At 63.3% G+C, this 16549-nt stretch carries 19 protein-coding genes; 11 read left to right on the forward strand and 8 right to left on the reverse strand.

The features are described from left to right. The 3 genes from egtC to L1080_RS02790 all read left to right on the forward strand — a co-directional run bounded on the left by egtC (window position 1) and on the right by L1080_RS02790 (window position 2984). Complete coding sequence (gene egtC / locus L1080_RS02780; RefSeq protein WP_250771647.1) at window positions 1-744, forward strand: ergothioneine biosynthesis protein EgtC; 744 nt, start codon at window positions 1-3, stop codon at window positions 742-744. Continuing rightward, window positions 744-1718, forward strand: coding sequence for an L-histidine N(alpha)-methyltransferase (egtD, locus tag L1080_RS02785; RefSeq protein ID WP_250771642.1), 975 nt, complete (start codon window positions 744-746; stop codon window positions 1716-1718). The genes egtC and egtD overlap by 1 nt, the downstream gene beginning before the upstream one ends. Window positions 1719-1790: 72 nt before the next feature. Next, entirely contained in the window at window positions 1791-2984 is a 1194-nt protein-coding gene (locus L1080_RS02790) for a PQQ-dependent sugar dehydrogenase (protein WP_250771639.1), read from the forward strand. 9 nt (window positions 2985-2993) lie between these two features. Here the strand turns inward: L1080_RS02790 and L1080_RS02795 are convergent, their stop codons facing one another. The 7 genes from L1080_RS02795 to L1080_RS02825 form a co-directional block, all read right to left on the reverse strand. Further along, window positions 2994-3881 (reverse strand): cyclase family protein, encoded by an 888-nt coding sequence (locus L1080_RS02795; RefSeq protein ID WP_250771636.1) that lies wholly within the window; start codon window positions 3879-3881, stop codon window positions 2994-2996. A gap of 161 nt (window positions 3882-4042) precedes the next feature. After that, entirely contained in the window at window positions 4043-4630 is a 588-nt protein-coding gene (locus tag L1080_RS02800; protein ID WP_250771633.1) for a TetR/AcrR family transcriptional regulator, read from the reverse strand. Continuing rightward, on the reverse strand, window positions 4627-5850 hold the full coding sequence (locus L1080_RS02805) for a cytochrome P450 (RefSeq protein ID WP_250771629.1): 1224 nt from the start codon (window positions 5848-5850) through the stop codon (window positions 4627-4629). Before L1080_RS02805 ends, L1080_RS02800 begins: the two co-directional genes overlap by 4 nt. 148 nt (window positions 5851-5998) lie before the next feature. Beyond that, a complete protein-coding gene (locus tag L1080_RS02810) occupies window positions 5999-6550 on the reverse strand; it encodes a TetR/AcrR family transcriptional regulator (protein ID WP_374434080.1) in 552 nt (183 codons plus the stop codon). Between the two features lie 301 nt (window positions 6551-6851). Beyond that, window positions 6852-8036 (reverse strand): acetyl-CoA C-acyltransferase, encoded by a 1185-nt coding sequence (locus L1080_RS02815; protein WP_250771626.1) that lies wholly within the window; start codon window positions 8034-8036, stop codon window positions 6852-6854. A 48-nt stretch (window positions 8037-8084) separates the two neighbouring features. Next, window positions 8085-8894, reverse strand: a complete 810-nt coding sequence (locus L1080_RS02820) for a crotonase/enoyl-CoA hydratase family protein (RefSeq protein WP_159925121.1) — start codon at window positions 8892-8894, stop codon at window positions 8085-8087. Window positions 8895-8986: 92 nt separating this feature from the next. Next, window positions 8987-9712 (reverse strand): enoyl-CoA hydratase/isomerase family protein, encoded by a 726-nt coding sequence (locus L1080_RS02825; RefSeq protein ID WP_250771623.1) that lies wholly within the window; start codon window positions 9710-9712, stop codon window positions 8987-8989. 289 nt (window positions 9713-10001) lie between these two features. Between L1080_RS02825 and L1080_RS02830 the strand changes: the two genes are divergently transcribed. From L1080_RS02830 to ppnP, 8 genes are all read left to right on the forward strand, one after another. After that, entirely contained in the window at window positions 10002-10628 is a 627-nt protein-coding gene (locus L1080_RS02830) for a CGNR zinc finger domain-containing protein (protein ID WP_250771620.1), read from the forward strand. Window positions 10629-10763: 135 nt separating this feature from the next. Beyond that, window positions 10764-11891 carry an NADH:flavin oxidoreductase gene (locus L1080_RS02835; RefSeq protein WP_250771617.1) on the forward strand — a complete coding sequence of 376 codons (1128 nt, stop codon included), beginning with the start codon at window positions 10764-10766 and terminating at the stop codon, window positions 11889-11891. 330 nt (window positions 11892-12221) lie between these two features. Then, window positions 12222-12698, forward strand: coding sequence for a tautomerase family protein (locus tag L1080_RS02840; RefSeq protein WP_236603268.1), 477 nt, complete (start codon window positions 12222-12224; stop codon window positions 12696-12698). Between the two features lie 157 nt (window positions 12699-12855). Beyond that, on the forward strand, window positions 12856-13260 hold the full coding sequence (locus tag L1080_RS02845) for an SCP2 sterol-binding domain-containing protein (RefSeq protein ID WP_159925127.1): 405 nt from the start codon (window positions 12856-12858) through the stop codon (window positions 13258-13260). A 31-nt stretch (window positions 13261-13291) separates the two neighbouring features. Next, the gene (locus tag L1080_RS02850) at window positions 13292-14326 is read left to right on the forward strand and encodes a helix-turn-helix transcriptional regulator (protein WP_250771614.1); all 1035 of its coding nucleotides are present in this window, start codon (window positions 13292-13294) and stop codon (window positions 14324-14326) included. 23 nt (window positions 14327-14349) lie between these two features. Then, window positions 14350-14802 (forward strand): hypothetical protein, encoded by a 453-nt coding sequence (locus tag L1080_RS02855; RefSeq protein WP_250771610.1) that lies wholly within the window; start codon window positions 14350-14352, stop codon window positions 14800-14802. Window positions 14803-15005: 203 nt separating this feature from the next. Beyond that, entirely contained in the window at window positions 15006-15413 is a 408-nt protein-coding gene (locus L1080_RS02860) for an SCP2 sterol-binding domain-containing protein (protein ID WP_250771607.1), read from the forward strand. A gap of 127 nt (window positions 15414-15540) precedes the next feature. Further along, window positions 15541-15852 carry a pyrimidine/purine nucleoside phosphorylase gene (gene ppnP, locus L1080_RS02865; protein WP_159925133.1) on the forward strand — a complete coding sequence of 104 codons (312 nt, stop codon included), beginning with the start codon at window positions 15541-15543 and terminating at the stop codon, window positions 15850-15852. On the opposite strand, the gene L1080_RS02870 is transcribed toward ppnP, so the two are convergent. After that, window positions 15779-16549 (reverse strand): Sir2 family NAD-dependent protein deacetylase, encoded by a 771-nt coding sequence (locus L1080_RS02870; RefSeq protein WP_459030274.1) that lies wholly within the window; start codon window positions 16547-16549, stop codon window positions 15779-15781. The two genes, ppnP and L1080_RS02870, sit on opposite strands and share 74 nt — an antisense overlap.

The following is a 16549-nucleotide window of genomic DNA, read 5'->3' on the forward strand; positions in this document are numbered from 1 at the left end:
ATGTGCCGCCACCTGGGATATCTGGGACCGGATGTATCCGTCGGCGAGCTCATCGGCTGGGGTGAGAACTCGCTGCTGCGGCAGTCGTGGGCGCCGCGGGACATGCGCCACGGCGGAACGATCAACGCGGACGGATTCGGTGTCGGGTGGTGGGGACAGGACGCCTTCTCCCGCTACCGCAGCCAGCAGCCGCTGTGGTCCGATCCGGCACTGCGGGAGACGCTGCCCCAGATACGTTCCGGCGCAGTGGTGGCCGCGACCAGGTCGGCAACGGTGGGTATGCCCGTGCAGGCCACGGCCTGCGCGCCGTTCACCGATCGGACGTGGGCGTTCAGCCACAACGGTCTGGTGAAGGGTTGGCCCGAGACACTCGGACCGCTCGCCGAGCAGCTTCCGGTGACTGACCTCCTGCAACTCGAGGCGCCGACCGATTCGGCTGCGCTGTGGTTACTGCTGCAACGAGCGCTCGCGGAGCAGGGGCCGGAGAAGGCGCTCACCACGCTGGTTCGTGCCGTCGACGCGGCCGCACCGAAGTCGCGCCTGAATTTTCTACTCGGTGACGGCCGCGAGTTGTGGGCCACCACCTGGGATCACTCATTGTCGGTGCTCGTCGACGACGACAGGGCAATCGTCATGTCCGAACCTTTCGACGACGATCCCGGGTGGCAGCCGGTACCGGATCGGCACATCGTGTACGCCCGCCCAGGACATCTGATAATCACGCCGCTCGAGATGGGAGCCTGATGACCACCGCACCGACCCTCGAGGTGTATCTGGAACCGGACCAGCTGAAGGACGCACTCCGCAAGGATGCGACCGTTGGGTTGACGTCGAATCCGAAGTGGCTGCCGCCCAAGTGGTTCTACGACGCGCGCGGAAGTGAGCTGTTCGAACAGATCACCGCGTTGCCGGAATATTTCCCGACGCGCACCGAGCGAGAACTGCTCCGGCAATGGTCGGGGGAGATCGCCGAGGTGGCGGCACCGGAAATTCTGGTGGAGCTCGGTTCCGGCTCCTCCGAGAAGACGCGGTTGCTACTCGAAGCGGGAACCCGACACGGAACCCTCCATACGTATGTGCCGCAGGATGTATCGGTGTCGGCGCTGCAGGGCGCCGCCGAGCAGATCGGGACCGAATTCCCCCACCTTACCGTCCACGGCGTGGTCAGCGACTTCACCGATTCGCTGCATCACCTTCCGCGGGGCGGTCGCCGCATGATCGCATTCCTCGGGGGCACACTCGGCAACATGGTCCCGGGCGAGCGGGCCGAGTTTCTCGCCGGAATCGCCGACGTGCTCGAGCCAGGGGAACATCTGCTCCTCGGAGTCGGACTGGTCACCGACCCTGCAGTCCTGGTCCCGGCGTACGACGACGCGGCCGGTGTGACAGCGCAGTTCAACCTCAATGTGCTGCGGGTCCTGAACGGTCAGCTCGACGCAGACTTCCCATTGGACGCGTTTCGGCACATAGCGCTGTGGGACGTCGGTAACGAGTGGATCGAGATGAGGCTCGAAGCTCAGCGCGCCCTGTCCGTCCGGGTTGCGGCACTCGACCTGGACGTCGAGTTCGCTCGCGGCGAGCAGATGCGCACGGAGATTTCCGCGAAGTTCACGCTCCCCGGAATCGCGGGGGAACTGGCCGCGGCCGGTTTCGAGGTCGAACGCACATGGAGCGACCCGGACGATCGCTTCGCCCTGGTGTGCGCAACACGGTCCTGACCGACAAGATCAACTTCGGGTCTCTGCCCGCCTATAGTGACCGGCATACCGCAGTCGACCCGAGGAGTATCCGTGCGTCAGTCCAAGCTCGCCGCCCTCGCTCTCGCTACCACAGCCGTTCTCGGTCTTCCGACAGCGCAGGCTACGGCGCAACCGTCGCCGTTCCCGTTCGACACGGGCAGCCTCGGGTCCGGCAGCGGCGACCCTGAAATTCCGACGGAGGACACCCTCCCGGACCTGACCGTCACCCCGCTCCTCGAGGGACTCGATCATCCCTGGGATGCGGTGCAGGCCCCGGACGGTGCCGTGCTTACAGGCCAGCGGTCGGGTGGTTTCTTCGTCCGTCGCGCCGACGGATCGACCGGTCCGGTCGCCGCGGACCTCGCCGACCTGTATGTGCAGAGTGAAACGGGATTGATGGGGATCGCGCTGGCTGCGGATTTCGCGCAGTCCCGAAGGCTATACACCTGCCAGGGATTCCAGGGTGGCGGCGTCACCGACATCCGGATCCAATCGTGGACCGTCGACTCGGCCTGGACGGAGTTGACCCGCGGCGCCGCGGTGCTCACCGGAATACCAGTCCAGGACGGGCGCCATGGGGGATGCCGAATTCTGACTGCCGCCGACGGCACCCTTTTCGTGGGCACGGGAGATACCGCAGCACCGGGGGTGCCTCAGGACCCGAACTCGTTAGGCGGTAAAACTCTTCACATCAACCCGGACGGGACACCGGCCGCGGGAAATCCAAATGCCGACAGTCCCGTCTACACACTCGGCCATCGCAATGCCCAAGGTCTCGCGCAGCAACCCGGCACGGGCCGCGTCTACGCCGTCGACCAGGGCACAACTCGGGACGACGAGGTCAACTTGCTCGTCGCCGGTGGCAATTACGGATACAAGCCGGATCGTATCCCCGGCATCTACGACGAATCCGTGCCGATGACCGACCCGGTCCGGGTACCGGGTGCGATTGCCGCGGTGTGGAGTTCGGGCAGCACGACGCTGGCTACGGGGAGTGGCGCATTCGTCTCCGGTTCGGGTTGGGGGCCGTGGAACGGCGCATTCGTCATGGGCGGGCTCAAGACGAAACAGCTGATTTTCCTTCGCCTGGCCGCCGACGGCCAGTCGGTGACGGCTCAGACGTTCGGACTGAAGGATCAGTACGGTCGGCTCCGCTCCGTCACCCCCACTCCGGACGGCTCGCTGCTCGTCACCACCGACAACGGTGACACCGACCAGGTACTCCGGGTGACACCGCAAGGGTGACGGCGGGGTTCAGATCCAGGCGAGGACTCGGCACGGTCCACCCGACCCACCGGCATGGGTAGGTGCGCCGACCATGACGGTGGCACCCGCCGGCGGTATCTGTGACAGATTAGCGAGCACTTCCACCGCGTACTTGCCGGCGCCCAACGCGCCGAGGTGAGCGCCGAACGTGGTGCTGCGCCCGGCGTCGATGCTCAGGGTGTCGGAGCCGAGCCCGACGATGTCGCGCTCGCGGAGCAGGAAGTCGACGGCGTCCGGGTCGAATCCGGGTGTGCGCTGGACGCCTGCGGCGTCCACATTGACGAATGCTCCTGGTTGTCCCACGCGATCCGCCCACCCCGAGTGCATCGCCACGAGGCAGCGCTCGGGCAGCATGCCGTGGTCGGACTCCCAGTCCACAATGTCCTGCCGGGTCAGCAGGGCGTCGTTGTCGGTGTGTGCACGCGCAGCGATGTCGATGACAGCGATCGGTGCCACCAGGTCGCGGGGCGGAATCTGTTCGACCGTGATGCCGTCCGCGCTCGCATGGGCCGGAGCGTCGATGTGGGTGCCGGTGTGCTCGTCGAGGCGTAATTCGTTCTTGTAGAACACGCTTGTCGCGCCGGGGGCGAGCGACCCCAGTGATCCCGTGCCGCCGCCGATCTGCGCCAAATTTCGCATCTCGAAGCCCTGCGAGCCAGGCCAGACCGGGAAGCCGGCCCGGAGTACGTGCGTGAGATCGACGATCGGCCCCTCAGGCGGCGCCACCTGAGGCACGGGCGCAGCGGACACCGAACCTGCCGTGGGCGCTACGAGCGCCGCTGCACCCAACGCCCCGAACATGGCACGACGAGTCATCTGCGGGCCGCGGCCCTCGATCGCTCCGTACACGTGGTTCATGATCCGTGGTGAGCACATCACGGCTCCTTCGGTGGGGGAAGCGGTTCCGACGCATCATAAGCGTTGGTGCGCACATCCCCTCGGATTCCGTTCCAGTCCGCCCGGGACCTGTCATGTCCTGTCCCTGCCGCGCCTACCCTGTCCGTCCATCCCACCACACGAACGGGACGTTCGTTGCGTCAGATCGAGCGAGCGTCCCGTTCGTGCGGGCCGGCGATGACGGGCGCGACGAACTGCTCGATCATGGCGCGCTCGTCGTCGTCGTCGACTCCGGGAACGGTGAGCAGCGAGACGATGACGCGCACGAGCCACCGTGCTCGGCGTGACGTCTCCTCGCCACCCAGTCCCGTCTGCCCGAGGAAGGCGGCGCCCAGCGACTCGATGACCTCCGAGGAGTGCGCAATCTGTGCGGCAAGTCCCGAGTCGCCCAACTGGAACCAGGCGGCCAAGGTGGGGTCGCGGCGGACGAGCCGGATCGCCGTGAGCATCGCCTCGACGATCACGTTCTGCGGGTCGGCGGTGCCCGAGACGTCTTGTGCGATCAGCGCACCGATGCGGCGGGCCTCGCGATGGACGAAGGCGAGTTGCAAAGCCTGACGGCTGTCGAAGTAACGGTAGAGGGTGGCGCGCGAACACCCTGCGGCCCGGGCAACCTCGGCCATCCCGACGGCGTTGATGCCGTTCTCGACGTACAACTGTGCCGCGACATCGAGGATGCGTTCGGCGGCGACGCGGGGGCGCTCGTCGCGCATCCAGTCCCCGGTCACGATCCGCGCACCGTGAACGGGATACTCGTCGGGCGGCGCACGTAGTTGCCTTCCGCGTAGACGACGGCATCGATGTCGACGGTGAAGTCGGGGCAGCGGGCGAGCAGCTCCTCCAGGGCGATGCGTGCCTGCATTCGGGCAGCGGCCGCTCCGAGGCAGTGGTGGGCCCCGTGACTGAACGTCAAAATCTGCTTCGGTCGTCGTTGCACGTCGACCTCTTCGGCGTCGGACCCGAACTGGCGCGGGTCGCGGTTCGCTGCACCATACAGCAGCAACGTCTTTCGCCCCTCCGGGATGACGGTGCCCTCGATCTCGACGTCCCTCGTGGTGGTGCGGGCGAGGCCTTGCACCGGCGACGTCAGACGCAGAAGTTCTTCGACGGCATCGCCGATGAGTTCGGGGCGGTCGATGAGGAGTTGCCGTTGGTCGCGGCGCTCCGTCAGCAATTGCACTGCCCCGCCCAGCATTCCCGTGGTGGTGTCGTTGCCGCCCGTCACCATCGTGAAGGCGAATCCGAGGATCGAGAGCAAACCTTCCACGTCGCCGTCGGCGCCCATCCCGCCGGCGACGAGGTGGGAGATCGTATCGTCTTCGGGTTCGGTGCGACGACGCTCGATCAGCGTGGAGAAGTACGTCATCAACTCGGTGATCGCATCGGTCGCGTTCAGGGTGTCGCCCTGGGCGTTGGCCGCGACGATCGCCTCGGTCCAGCCGTCGAACCGGTTCCGGTCTTCTTCGGGAACCCCGAGGTAGTGGGCGACGACCATGCTGGGCAAGGGTTTGAACAGCTCCTTCACCACGTCGCCCTCGCCGATCTCGCGGAGCCGCTCGATCCGCTGCACCACGAATTCCCGGACGGCGGGCTCCACTGCGGTGACCTGGCGTGGTGTGAAACCTTTCGACACCAGCCGCCGGAACGCGGTGTGATCGGGCGGGTCGAGCATCACCAAGGGAGGGTTGTCCTGCAGCCCGATTTTCTCCAGCTCGCCGTAGGTGGTGGTGAGTCCGGAAGCGGAGGAGAACGTGCCCGCGTCCCTCGCGGCAGCGTAGACATCCGCGTACCGGGACAGCACCCAGTAGTCGTGCCCCGAGTGGTCCTCAGGAACGACGTTGTGCACAGGATCGTGATCCCGTAACTGCGCATACATCTGCCACGGGTGGCGCCACGAGTCACCCGACCTCGGCACGAAGGACACGCTGTTCGACACATTAGCGGTCATGTATCGATACTGAGACACATGCGGCAATGTGTCAACCACAGTGATGTGTCGAGAAATGGCTCGGTCGCGCGTGCGGGCCCTTCCGGTGCCGGGTGACGCACCCGGCGCCAGATGTCACCGGCCGCGTCCACACGCCGATCGCGATGGGTTAAGTGAGGATGACCGGGATGGTCGCGCAGACGGACCGGAGTGACTCGGCATTGCGGGTCGACAGCGCCACCACGAACGCGCCCTGAATCAGGGCGAGGAGTGCGTCGGCCAGTTCCTGGGGACTCCGATCGGCCCGGACATCTCCGTCGGCTTGGCCTCGAGTGAGGATGTCGCAGAGGCTGGAGTGCCAGATTCGAAGGTCCTCGTCGAGGTGGTGCCGAAAGGACTCGGAAGTGGCGGCTACTTCGGTGGAGAATTTGCCGACCAAGCACGCCCGTTGAAACCCGGAGTCGATGAAACCGTCGGCCATTGCGTCGAAATAGCCGGTCAGTTTCTCCACCGTGCCGAGTCCGGGGCGCACTGCCCAGGAGGCGAGCAAGTCCATCTGGAAGGAACAGTATCGCTCCAGAACAGCTTGGCCGAACGCCTCTTTGGATCCGAAGTGGTGGTAGAACGATCCCTTCGGAACGCCGGTCGAATGGAGTAGGGCATCGACGGTCGTGCCGCTGAAACCGTGGGCATAGAACTCGCTCATGCCCTGTCGGAGCAGTCGCTCTTTGTGTGGGAGGTCTTTGCGGTTGCGCCGCTCGCCTTCTGGTTTCCGGCTGTCGTGCTTTGTCGTCGACTCCCGCATAGTGGCACCCACCTGTCCCGATCGAAAAGACCTAGACCATCCAGTCTAGACAAGGATGGTTCAGGTCTCCGCGGTCGGTGTGAAAATCACCTTCCCGACCTTCCCGTACTGAGGAGAGCACGGGACTTGGGTTCGCGGCGATCCGGCGGGTCGACAGCCGGATCGCCGCAAGACTCGGTGCGGCCAGTGAGCCGACTTCGAAATCAAGCTGTGCCGATTACAGGGCAACCTCGAACAGACCGGCACCACCCAGGCCGGTCGCGGCGCACATCGTCACGACGACGTACTTCGCGCCGCGCCGCTTGCCTTCGATCAGGGCGTGTCCCGCCATGCGGGCTCCGCTCATGCCGTAGGGGTGGCCGATCGAAATGGCGCCACCGTTCACGTTGAGGAGTTCGTCGGGGATGCCCAGCTTGTCACGGCAGTAGACCGCCTGAACCGCGAAGGCCTCGTTGAGCTCCCACAGACCGATATCGTTGACGCTCAGGCCGAACCGATCCAGCAATGCCGGTACCGCGTACACGGGTGCGATGCCCATCTCGTCGGGTTCGACGCCGACACTGGTGTAGCCACGGAAGTATCCGAGCGGCTCGATACCTTCCTTCTCCGCGGTGTCGCGATTCATCACGATGACCGCCGACGCACCATCGGAGAGCTGGCTGGCGTTACCCGCCGTGACACATCCATCGGCACGCATCACCGGCTTCAGGGTCTGCAGGCCCTCCAATGTGGTGCTGGGCCGGTTGCCTTCATCGTGTGCGAGGGTGACGGTACTGAACGATTCCTCGCCAGTTTCCTTGTCGACGACTCGCTTGACCGATTCCATCGGAACGATCTCGTCGTCCAGCAGACCTGCGGCCTGAGCGGCGGCTGTGCGTTGCTGGCTCTGGAACGAAAACTCGTCCTGAGACTCCCGGCTCACGCCGTATCGGTCGTAAACCACCTCGGCCGTTTCGATCATGTGCATGTAGTAGTCAGGCCTGTTCTGCCTGATCCACGGCTCTTCGATCATGAACTCGTAGCCCGGGACCTGAATCTGGCTGATCGATTCGACGCCACCGGCGGCGACTACATCGAGCCCCTCCTGGAGCACCCGGTAGGAACCCGCGACAATCGCTTCCAACCCCGACGTGCAGAACTTGCTGACGGTGATTGCCGGTGTAGTGACGGGAATTCCGGCGCGGATCGCGACCTGACGCGCGATATCACCGCTCTGCACTCCGGTCGTGAGGGCGGCTCCCATCACGACGTCCTGGACGCGAGAGGGCTCGAGTCCGGCCTTCTTCAGCGCGTGCTCGACGGCGTGGCCGCCCAACGTCGCACTATGAGTATTGTTGAACGCGCCGCGATACGCCTTTCCGATGGGTGTGCGGGCCGTCGAGACGATTGCTGCTTCTCTCATGATTCTTCTGTCCTTAGATGTTGATGTTGTCGGCCGGTGCGTTCCGACTCAGTTGCCGGTGTAGACGCCGGCCCGGCGCTCCAGGAACGACGCGACGCCTTCGGCGGCATCGCTGCTTCCGACGACCTCGGACCGCAGCTGAGGAACTGCCTTGAATGCGGCCGTAGTTCCCTCAGCGGCTGCAATGCGGGACACGGCAAGCGAGTGATGCACTCCCATCGGCGCTGCTGCTGCGATCTCATTGGCCAACCCGAGGGCGCGATCGAAGAGTTCGGCCGCCGGAACGACCTCTTGCACCAGGCCGATCCGGTGCGCTTCCGTCGCATTCAAGTGATTGCCGGTGAGCAGGTACCGTTGCGCATTGGCATAGCCGACACGCTCGGCCCATCGCGCCGCACCACCGCCGAACGCAAAGACACCGCGCAGAACCTCTGGCTGGCCGAACAGCGTGCCCTCGGCGGCGACGATGAACTCACCAGCGAGAGCGAGCTCGAGTCCGCCAGCGAAGCACATCCCATGAACAGCAGTGATCAACGGCTTCGACAACCGAGAACCCTCCATTCCGAAGGGGTCGTACTCTCCTTCGTTGTAGACCAGCGCGCCGCTTTCGACGAGTTCCTTCAGCTGCGTCATATCCGCGCCGGCGCAGAACACCCCGCCCTCGCCGTACAGCACGGCACAGCGCAAATCGTCATCGCTGTCGTAACGCTTGTATGCGTCGGCCAGGGCCGAGAACATCTCCCCAGTCAACGCGTTCTTCTTGTCGGGCCGATTCAGGCCGATCAGCAGCACGTTTCCGCGTACCTCGGTGGTGACAGTGCTGGACTTCACGCCGGCTTCGATCGTCGATTCAGGCATTCTCTTCGCTCCTTCTGTTGGACTGAAATGCTGCCCACCCAAGGGCGAGCTCTTGTCGGCTATTTATCGCCGCCGGGGGAGCCGGCCACGAATCAATTGAGAAAATGCGCAATTGCAGCCTTGGCTTCTGTTGAATGGCACCGTTTTCGGAAAAACTCTGCTTCCTCGTCGATTACCTGGAGGACCTCGAGTCGGTCGCGATGGAGAAGGCGTTTGGTGATGCGCACCGATTCGGTGGGCAGTTCCTGAAGAGAAGTTGCGGTCTCGAGGGCAACAGCAAGTGCGGTCCCGTCGGCGACTGCGCGGTTGATGAGACCGGTCTCTTCTGCCCGCTTCGAGGTAAATTTCTTCCCGAGCATCAGCAACTCGGTGGCCAGTTTGACACCGGCGATACGGGGCAACACAAGCGTTGTGGCGCCTTCAGGGGTCAGGCCTAGAGTGACAAACGGCAGCGAGAAGACGGTCGAACTGCCCGCGAAAGCTAAGTCGCAGTGCAGGAGCATGCTCGCCCCGATGCCGACCGCAAATCCCTCGACTGCCGCGACAATCGGTTTCTCTGTCACGACCAAGGTACGCAGAAGATCGAATGCAGCCATCGAATCGGGCTGATCCCGAAAATCGACAAGATCATTGCCGGCGGTGAAAACGCCACCACTACCCGTAATGACGATGACGCGTACTTCGTGGTCGCGGTCGGCCTCCACAATGCCCTCGGCCAGTGCAACATAGGTTTCGATATCGAAGGCGTTGCGTTTGGCTGGTCTGTCGATTGTCAACAGGCGAATGCCAGGCTCCACCGTATCGGTAATGAGGGACATCTTGTTCCTTCGAGGTTTGGTGCGCAAATATGGTGCGGCTGGCGGTGGACCTACACATTCGCCGAAAATGCGGCCGCGCGGCCGATGGAGTGCACTGAGCCGGTGTCGATGGCCACGCGTTCGGCATTCGAAGTGCGCCGCCGCGCGGGCGACGATGCACTGCAATCCCCGCCCGACCGAATGCGCTTTAGACTAGGGCGTCTAGACCAGACCGTCAAGAGCGCAGGGTGAAAAAGCGTCGTCTCGATGGGGTATCGAACGAGTGACCTAACCGATTACAGTCATGTCAATGGAACACAAGCCCGGAGAAGGCTCAGCTCTGACGTGGTCTGCCTGCGCGCGGTACGAGATTGCGCCGGCGCCGGCCGGGTTTGCGCTGGTGCACGACTTCGTCAACACGATCTCGACCGGACGCCCGCGAGAGATCGACCTACTCGGCAGCCTTTCTGACGCACAGGCCTGGCTCGATCGAGCGCTGGCGACCTGGGCGGCGCGATCGGGGCAGTCGCCTGCGCCGGTCCGTCTCGCTGCCCATGACCTGGAGGAACTCGTCGGGCTGCGCTCCGAATTGCTGCAGCTACTCGAGCCGCGCGTTGGCGGCGGTGGCTACGATGCACCGGCAGTTCATGTCGCGGCGGCGGCCATACGGCTCGATCGCGGTGGACACGCGGTTCTCGAGCCCCGTGGCCAAGGGTGGCGGTACTTCGCCGCTGTGGTCTTGCTCGAGGTCTTCCAGGCCCAACAGGCGGGCGCGTGGCGCCGACTCAAGATCTGCCGAAATGCGCGCTGCGGGGCGACTTTCTACGATTCCTCGCGCAATAACAGTGCGGTGTGGCATTCCGCCAAGCTGTGCGGAAACCCGGAAAACCTGCGTGCGCACAGGGCCCGTCAGCGGGCCCGAACCTCCGAATCGTAGTGCGCCGAGACAGCGAGTGTGCATAGTCGCTCGTGAGGTGGGCGATGAAATGGTGCATGGTGTGAAATGACCAAAACTGATACGGTCATTTCTTGCATGCCTAGCCGGCATCTTCGGATTCTCAGGAGGAAAGACGTGACCACAACCCCAGGTGGTGTCGTGCGGACAGCGCAGGTTCTCGGGCGCCCCTTCAGTGTTGGTGACCTGGTAGTACCCAACCGCATCGTCATGGCGCCGCTGACGCGGTACTTTTCGCCGGGCGGAGTCCCCGGCGATGACGTGGCCCAGTATTACGCGCGTCGCGCTGCCGCGGACGTCGGCCTGATCATCACCGAGGGGACGTTGGTGCAGCACGCCTCATCAGGCACCAGCGAGCGGGTCCCACGCTTCTGGGGCGGCGAAGCCCTCGCCGGTTGGCGGAATGTGGTGTCGGCTGTGCACCAGGCCGGAGGAAAGATAATTCCCCAACTTTGGCACGTGGGCTCTACTCGCACCGAAGGAGCTGGACCCATCAGCACAGCGCCGCCCGTGGGTCCTTCCGGTTTGGCCCTCGATGGTGTGCCCCACGGAATTGCACTCAGTGCCGCTGATATCGATGACGTCATCGGAAGCTTCGCCACCGCGGCTGCGGCCGCCCAGGACCTAGGATTCGACGGTCTGGAACTGCACGGTGCCCACGGCTACCTCGTCGACCAATTCCTCTGGGAACGGACCAATCGGCGTACCGATGCCTATGGCGGTGACCTCGCATCCAGGGTTCGCTTCGCCGCCGAGGTCGTCGAGGCCGTCCGGGCGGCAGTCACACCCGGTTTCCCTATCTTCTTCCGGCTGTCGCAGTGGAAGTCGGGACAGTTCGACGCGCGTATCGCCCATACGCCCACGGAACTGGAGGCAATCTTGGCGCCGCTGGCCGACGCCGGTGTCGATGTTTTCCACGCTTCTACTCGCCGCTACTGGCTTCCGGAGTTCGAAGGTAGCGACCTGAATCTCGCTGGCTGGGCCAAGAAAGTCACTGGTAAAGCATCGGTTACGGTCGGCTCCGTCGGTCTGGACAAGGAATTCGCCGGGCCTGATGGCAGGCCAACACAGTCTGCGGTCGCGGACATCGCTGAACTACTCGACCGTGCTGAACGCGATGAATTCGACCTCGTTGCAGTCGGCCGTGCGCTGATCGCCGACCCCGAGTGGGCTCGCAAAGCGCTCGCGGGTCGCCTGAACGATGCCGATCCCTACGACGCCGCGCTCCTCGAGTCTCTCTACTGACTTCCGCGTCGAGGTGACTCTCGATCCACGCCTGCACCGCAAGCCTTCTCGACACGACAAGGTTTGCGTGATCGAGTTGGCGGTATCATCCTCTCGCGCAGCATGAATCAACGAGACGCCGGCCACATTGCCGACGTACTTACATCGAAATAATTAACAGTTCTTCAACGGCCGGATCCGGGCAAGTTCGCCTGGACCGGCCGTTGTGCGCGTTATCGGCATACCTCGTCGGCGCGGTTCTCGGGCGTAGAAATACCGTTGCCCGTCGCCCTGGTCCTATTGACGGGGACGTGGCGTTCGTAATCTTTGGTTGTGGCTTAGACCACACCGATGGCCAGGTTGCCAGCTTTGAAGGACAGGGAGAACGACATGCCGATGTGGAAGATTTACGTGCCCGAAGGTGCGTACAGCAAGGAACAGAAGAAGGCGTTCACGGACGCGATCACCGACACCTACGTGGACTTCGCGGGGCTGCCGCGGTTCTACGTCGTGGTCGTGTTTCACGACCAGCCGGCCGACTCCATCTGGATCGGCGGGGAACCGGCGAACGATTTCGTCCGCATCACGATCGATCACATTGCCCGCCGTATGCCGGAGTCGGACGACTTCCGGGATATGACCATGGCCGCTTTCGAGGACGCAATCGCACCCCACGTCAAGGACCGCGGTTTCCGCTGGGAGATCCATATCGATGAAACCCCGATCCAACTGTGGCGGACCAATGGGATCAAGCCTCCGCCCGGAGATTCGGATGCGGAGCGGGAATGGGCGCGCCTGAACGCCGCCGTCGAGTGGGAATTGGTCTAGCGGCTAGAGCCGCGTCGAGGGTGGCCGTCTGCGCAGATGCCGCCGGACAATTCGACTACCCAACAGCGTCAACACATCCGAACCTTTCACTATGAGTTCACAGGCAACGTCGTTGCCGCCCGGTCGTGTCACGGCCGTCACGAGAGGAATCACAAGAATGTCCCCATCTCCCAGTGCCGAGGACCTGTACAAGTTCATCGGACTGACGTTTGAACAAGCCAAAAGCGACCCGAAGCTCGTCGAGAAGCTATCGGGCACCGAGGGGGTACTCAAGGTAGTCACCACCGAGCCCAACGGCGTCGTGATCATTGACATCCCGGGCATGACCGCCGTCCAGGGCAGCGCTGACGCAGAGTCGGACTGCACCCTCCGCATGACGGGTGAATACGCGAACCGCTTCTGGCAGGGCGACCTGAATCTCCTCTTGTCGGTGACGTCGGGTGCGATCGGCATCGAAGGGAAGATGGCCACCTTGGCCAGAGCCATTCCGGCAGCCAAGGAACTTTTCCCGACGTACATCAAGCTGCTGACGGACGCCGGCCGGGCAGACCTACTCGTGTGATCGCGCTGTTCGAACGATGGAACACCGCCTCGTGACGGACAATTCGGTCTCGACGCTCGACCTTCGCCAGGTCGAGCGCCGGGACCGCCGGGCAGCGTGGGAGCGGGCGATGGCGAGCCGGCTGGTGCCGATGGGCGTCCACCTCTCGGCCGACTCGGACGAGGACGACCACGGGATGTTCCGATCCCTCGACGTCAGCGATATCAAGGTGACCCAATGGGAGTGCCCCGAGCTGAAACTCGTCCGCACGAAGCGACTGGTCGAGACGACGGAAACTGAGGCGCTGATGCTCCTCACCGCGTCGGCGGGCAGTCAAGTCTTCGAATTGGATTCGGGAACCGCGCGCATGGAAGCCGGGACCGCCCTCATTTCGACGACTCGAGTGGCGTACTCCTCCACTGTGTCGAGCGGGCTCCGGAAGCGAAGCGTGGTCATCCCGTTCGCGGCCCTCGCCCCTTATGACACCGGCGGTGCGATTCCCGACTGCCTGATACTCGACCAATCTCGTCCGCTGACGCGCCTGCTGATCAGCTTCGTGGACAGCATGGGCACCCACATCACGTCCATGGACCCCGCCGAGGTCGACGCCGCGCGCGACGCGCTGCTCACGCTCGTGGCCGGGGTGATCCGCAGCAACACCTGCGCGGCGTTCGACGGACCGGCCCTGCTTCCGGCCCTGCGGTCACAGCTCGAGGGGTGGATCAAGGAACACCTACGCGGTGGCCCGATCCGCGTGGTCGACATGGCCAAGGCATTCAATGTCTCGAGCCGTACGGTGCATCGAGCCTTCTCCCTGACGGGAGACACAGTCGGATCGGTCGTTCGTATGCAGAGACTCGCCGGTGCCCGCCGCGATGTCGTCGCCACCAGTCTCCCGATCGGGTCTATCGCCCACCGTTGGGGATATTACGACGCCAGCCATTTCGGTCGCGAGTTCAAAGCTTCTCTGTCCATGTCGCCGAGCGACTATCGGGATAGTTTCGGAACTTCCCATGTCGGCAAGCGTTCCGATATCGAAACGCCGAACCCGCGATTTGCATCGACCATGGACGACTTGGCCAGCTAATCAACTCTGCAAAGGCTCCCCGCATGACACAAACAACGGAATACCTGTACAAGTGCACATTTTACGCTGATGGTGATCCCAACGGCATGGCATCGTTGACCGCACTTCTACTTCAAGAGAATTTTGACAATTTCCCGGGACGACGCAAGATAGCCGCTCGAATGACACGGCCGATTGCAGTGCGCGAAGGCGGATCCGGGACAGAATGCACAATTCTCTTCGGATCCGACAAGGCCTTGGTTCTGAACGATATAGCCGGGCTACCCAGTGTCACCGTGATCGACACGACGGGCGATCAGCTGATGGCCGTGTCACAGCTGAGGATGCGGGCGGGCGGGCTGATTCCGACAGGCTTCTTCAGCAGGCAGGGTATGGCTGTGATCCGCGCAATCCTCCGCAGGGAGCTCATCGTCAAGGGGCTGATCGCACACCCGATTACGGTTCTTCGGTTCATTGCGTTGATGTCGACCGCGTAAGCGCGTTCCTGCCCGAGAGCTCCGAGTGGCGTGACAATACCGCCACCGGTCGTCGTGGTCCTAGTGAGCGCCACGGCCCACTCCTAATCTAAGTTGCGACCCAGGCCACATATCTGGTTTGTCGCAGTGCCCGCTCCAATGGAGGGGCAACTTTGCTGCCGCCCCGGTCGTGTCACGGCCGTCACGAGAGGAACAACCAACAGATGTCCGCAACACCGACCGCCGAGGAACTGTACAAGTATATCGGCATGGCTTTCGAAAACGCGAAGAGTGACCCGGACCTGTTCGAGAAGCTCTCGAACATCCCGGGTGTCTTCGAGATCCTCACCACCGAACCCGACGGCTCCATGATCATCGACATGCCGAACCTGACCGCCGTTCCCGGCGCAGCGGACGGCAAGGCAGATTGCACCTTCCGGATGACTGGCGAATATGCGAACCGCTTCTGGCAGGGCGACCTCAATCTGACCATGGCTGTGATGAGGGGCGACATCGGCATGGAAGGGAACATGAAAATCGTGGCCAAAGCCATTAACGCGCAAACGAAGCTTTTCCCGACTTACATCGAGCTGCTGAAGAAAGATGGACGGACGGACCTGCTCGTCAAGTGACGCCGCCTGAACGATGGAACGCAACATCGTGAAAGACGACTGGTCGCGACGCTCGACCTCCGTCAGGTCGAGCGTCGAGGGTCACGTACGCTGACGGCTCCACCTTCATCACCTCGGGAAAGAGATCATGGCGCGGTTCGAGAACGTCAGCGTGGCCAAGAAGGCCAATGTGTACTTCGACGGCAAATGCGTGAGCTACAACATTGAGCTCGCCGACGGCACCTCCAAGTCGGTCGGTGTCATCCAGCCCTCGACCCTGACGTTCAACACTGCCGCGCCGGAAATCATGGAACTGATCGACGGCGAATGCAAGGTCACGCTCGCGGGTCAGACCGAGACCCTCACCTACCGCGGCGGCGAATCGTTCAACGTCCCCGGCAACAGCTCATTTGAGATCGAGGTCCTGACAACGCTGCACTACGTCTGCCACTTCGGCTGAACCGGCGCGAAACGCGGGCCGGCCTCAACATCAGCGAAGAACCCGCCATCAAGAGCGTGTCCGTGGCGTCGACCAGTTCGAACGATGCGGCGGCGCAATCCTCGAGCGCGTTCTCTCCGAAGTACACGATGTCCGGCCCGAGCATGCCGCCGCAGCGTGCGCAGTTCACCTTTTGAAAGTTCGCGGTACGGCGACTATCGCATCTTCGTCGGGTCCGACCTCGTCGACCGGTTCGGCCGATGGTCTTATCGACCTCATCGAGCGTGAACGCCCCACATCCTTCAGCCGCCGTGCTCGCGATCCACAACATGCTCGCCGCGCTTCCCCGGAATTCTTTTCGACACGACGTCACGGCGATTGGAATTTGCGAGACCGCGACCGTCAGCGCAATCTGATCGCAACTCGAACCCGTGCCGGAAGACTCAGTTAACACGCACCTCGATGTGACCCTTGCCACACGAAAGTCGACCGCGTAGCGTGGTTCTAACTTCGTTACAACTTTCATTATGGACTGCGAGCAACCTCGTTGCCGTCCGGTCGCGCCACGGCCATCAGGATTGGAATCGATCACATGTCTACTCCACGCAGCGCCGGAACTTCTCGGTCGTGTGACCGCAGGCGCAATGATCGTCCGGGGTATGCCGAGCTTGCCCAGAGCCTTTCCGGCGGTCATACAGCTGTTTCGGAAGTGCGTCAT

The organism is Rhodococcus sp. MSC1_016 (genome assembly GCF_023667485.2).
GTDB classification, from domain to species: Bacteria; Actinomycetota; Actinomycetes; order Mycobacteriales; family Mycobacteriaceae; genus Rhodococcus_F; species Rhodococcus_F oxybenzonivorans.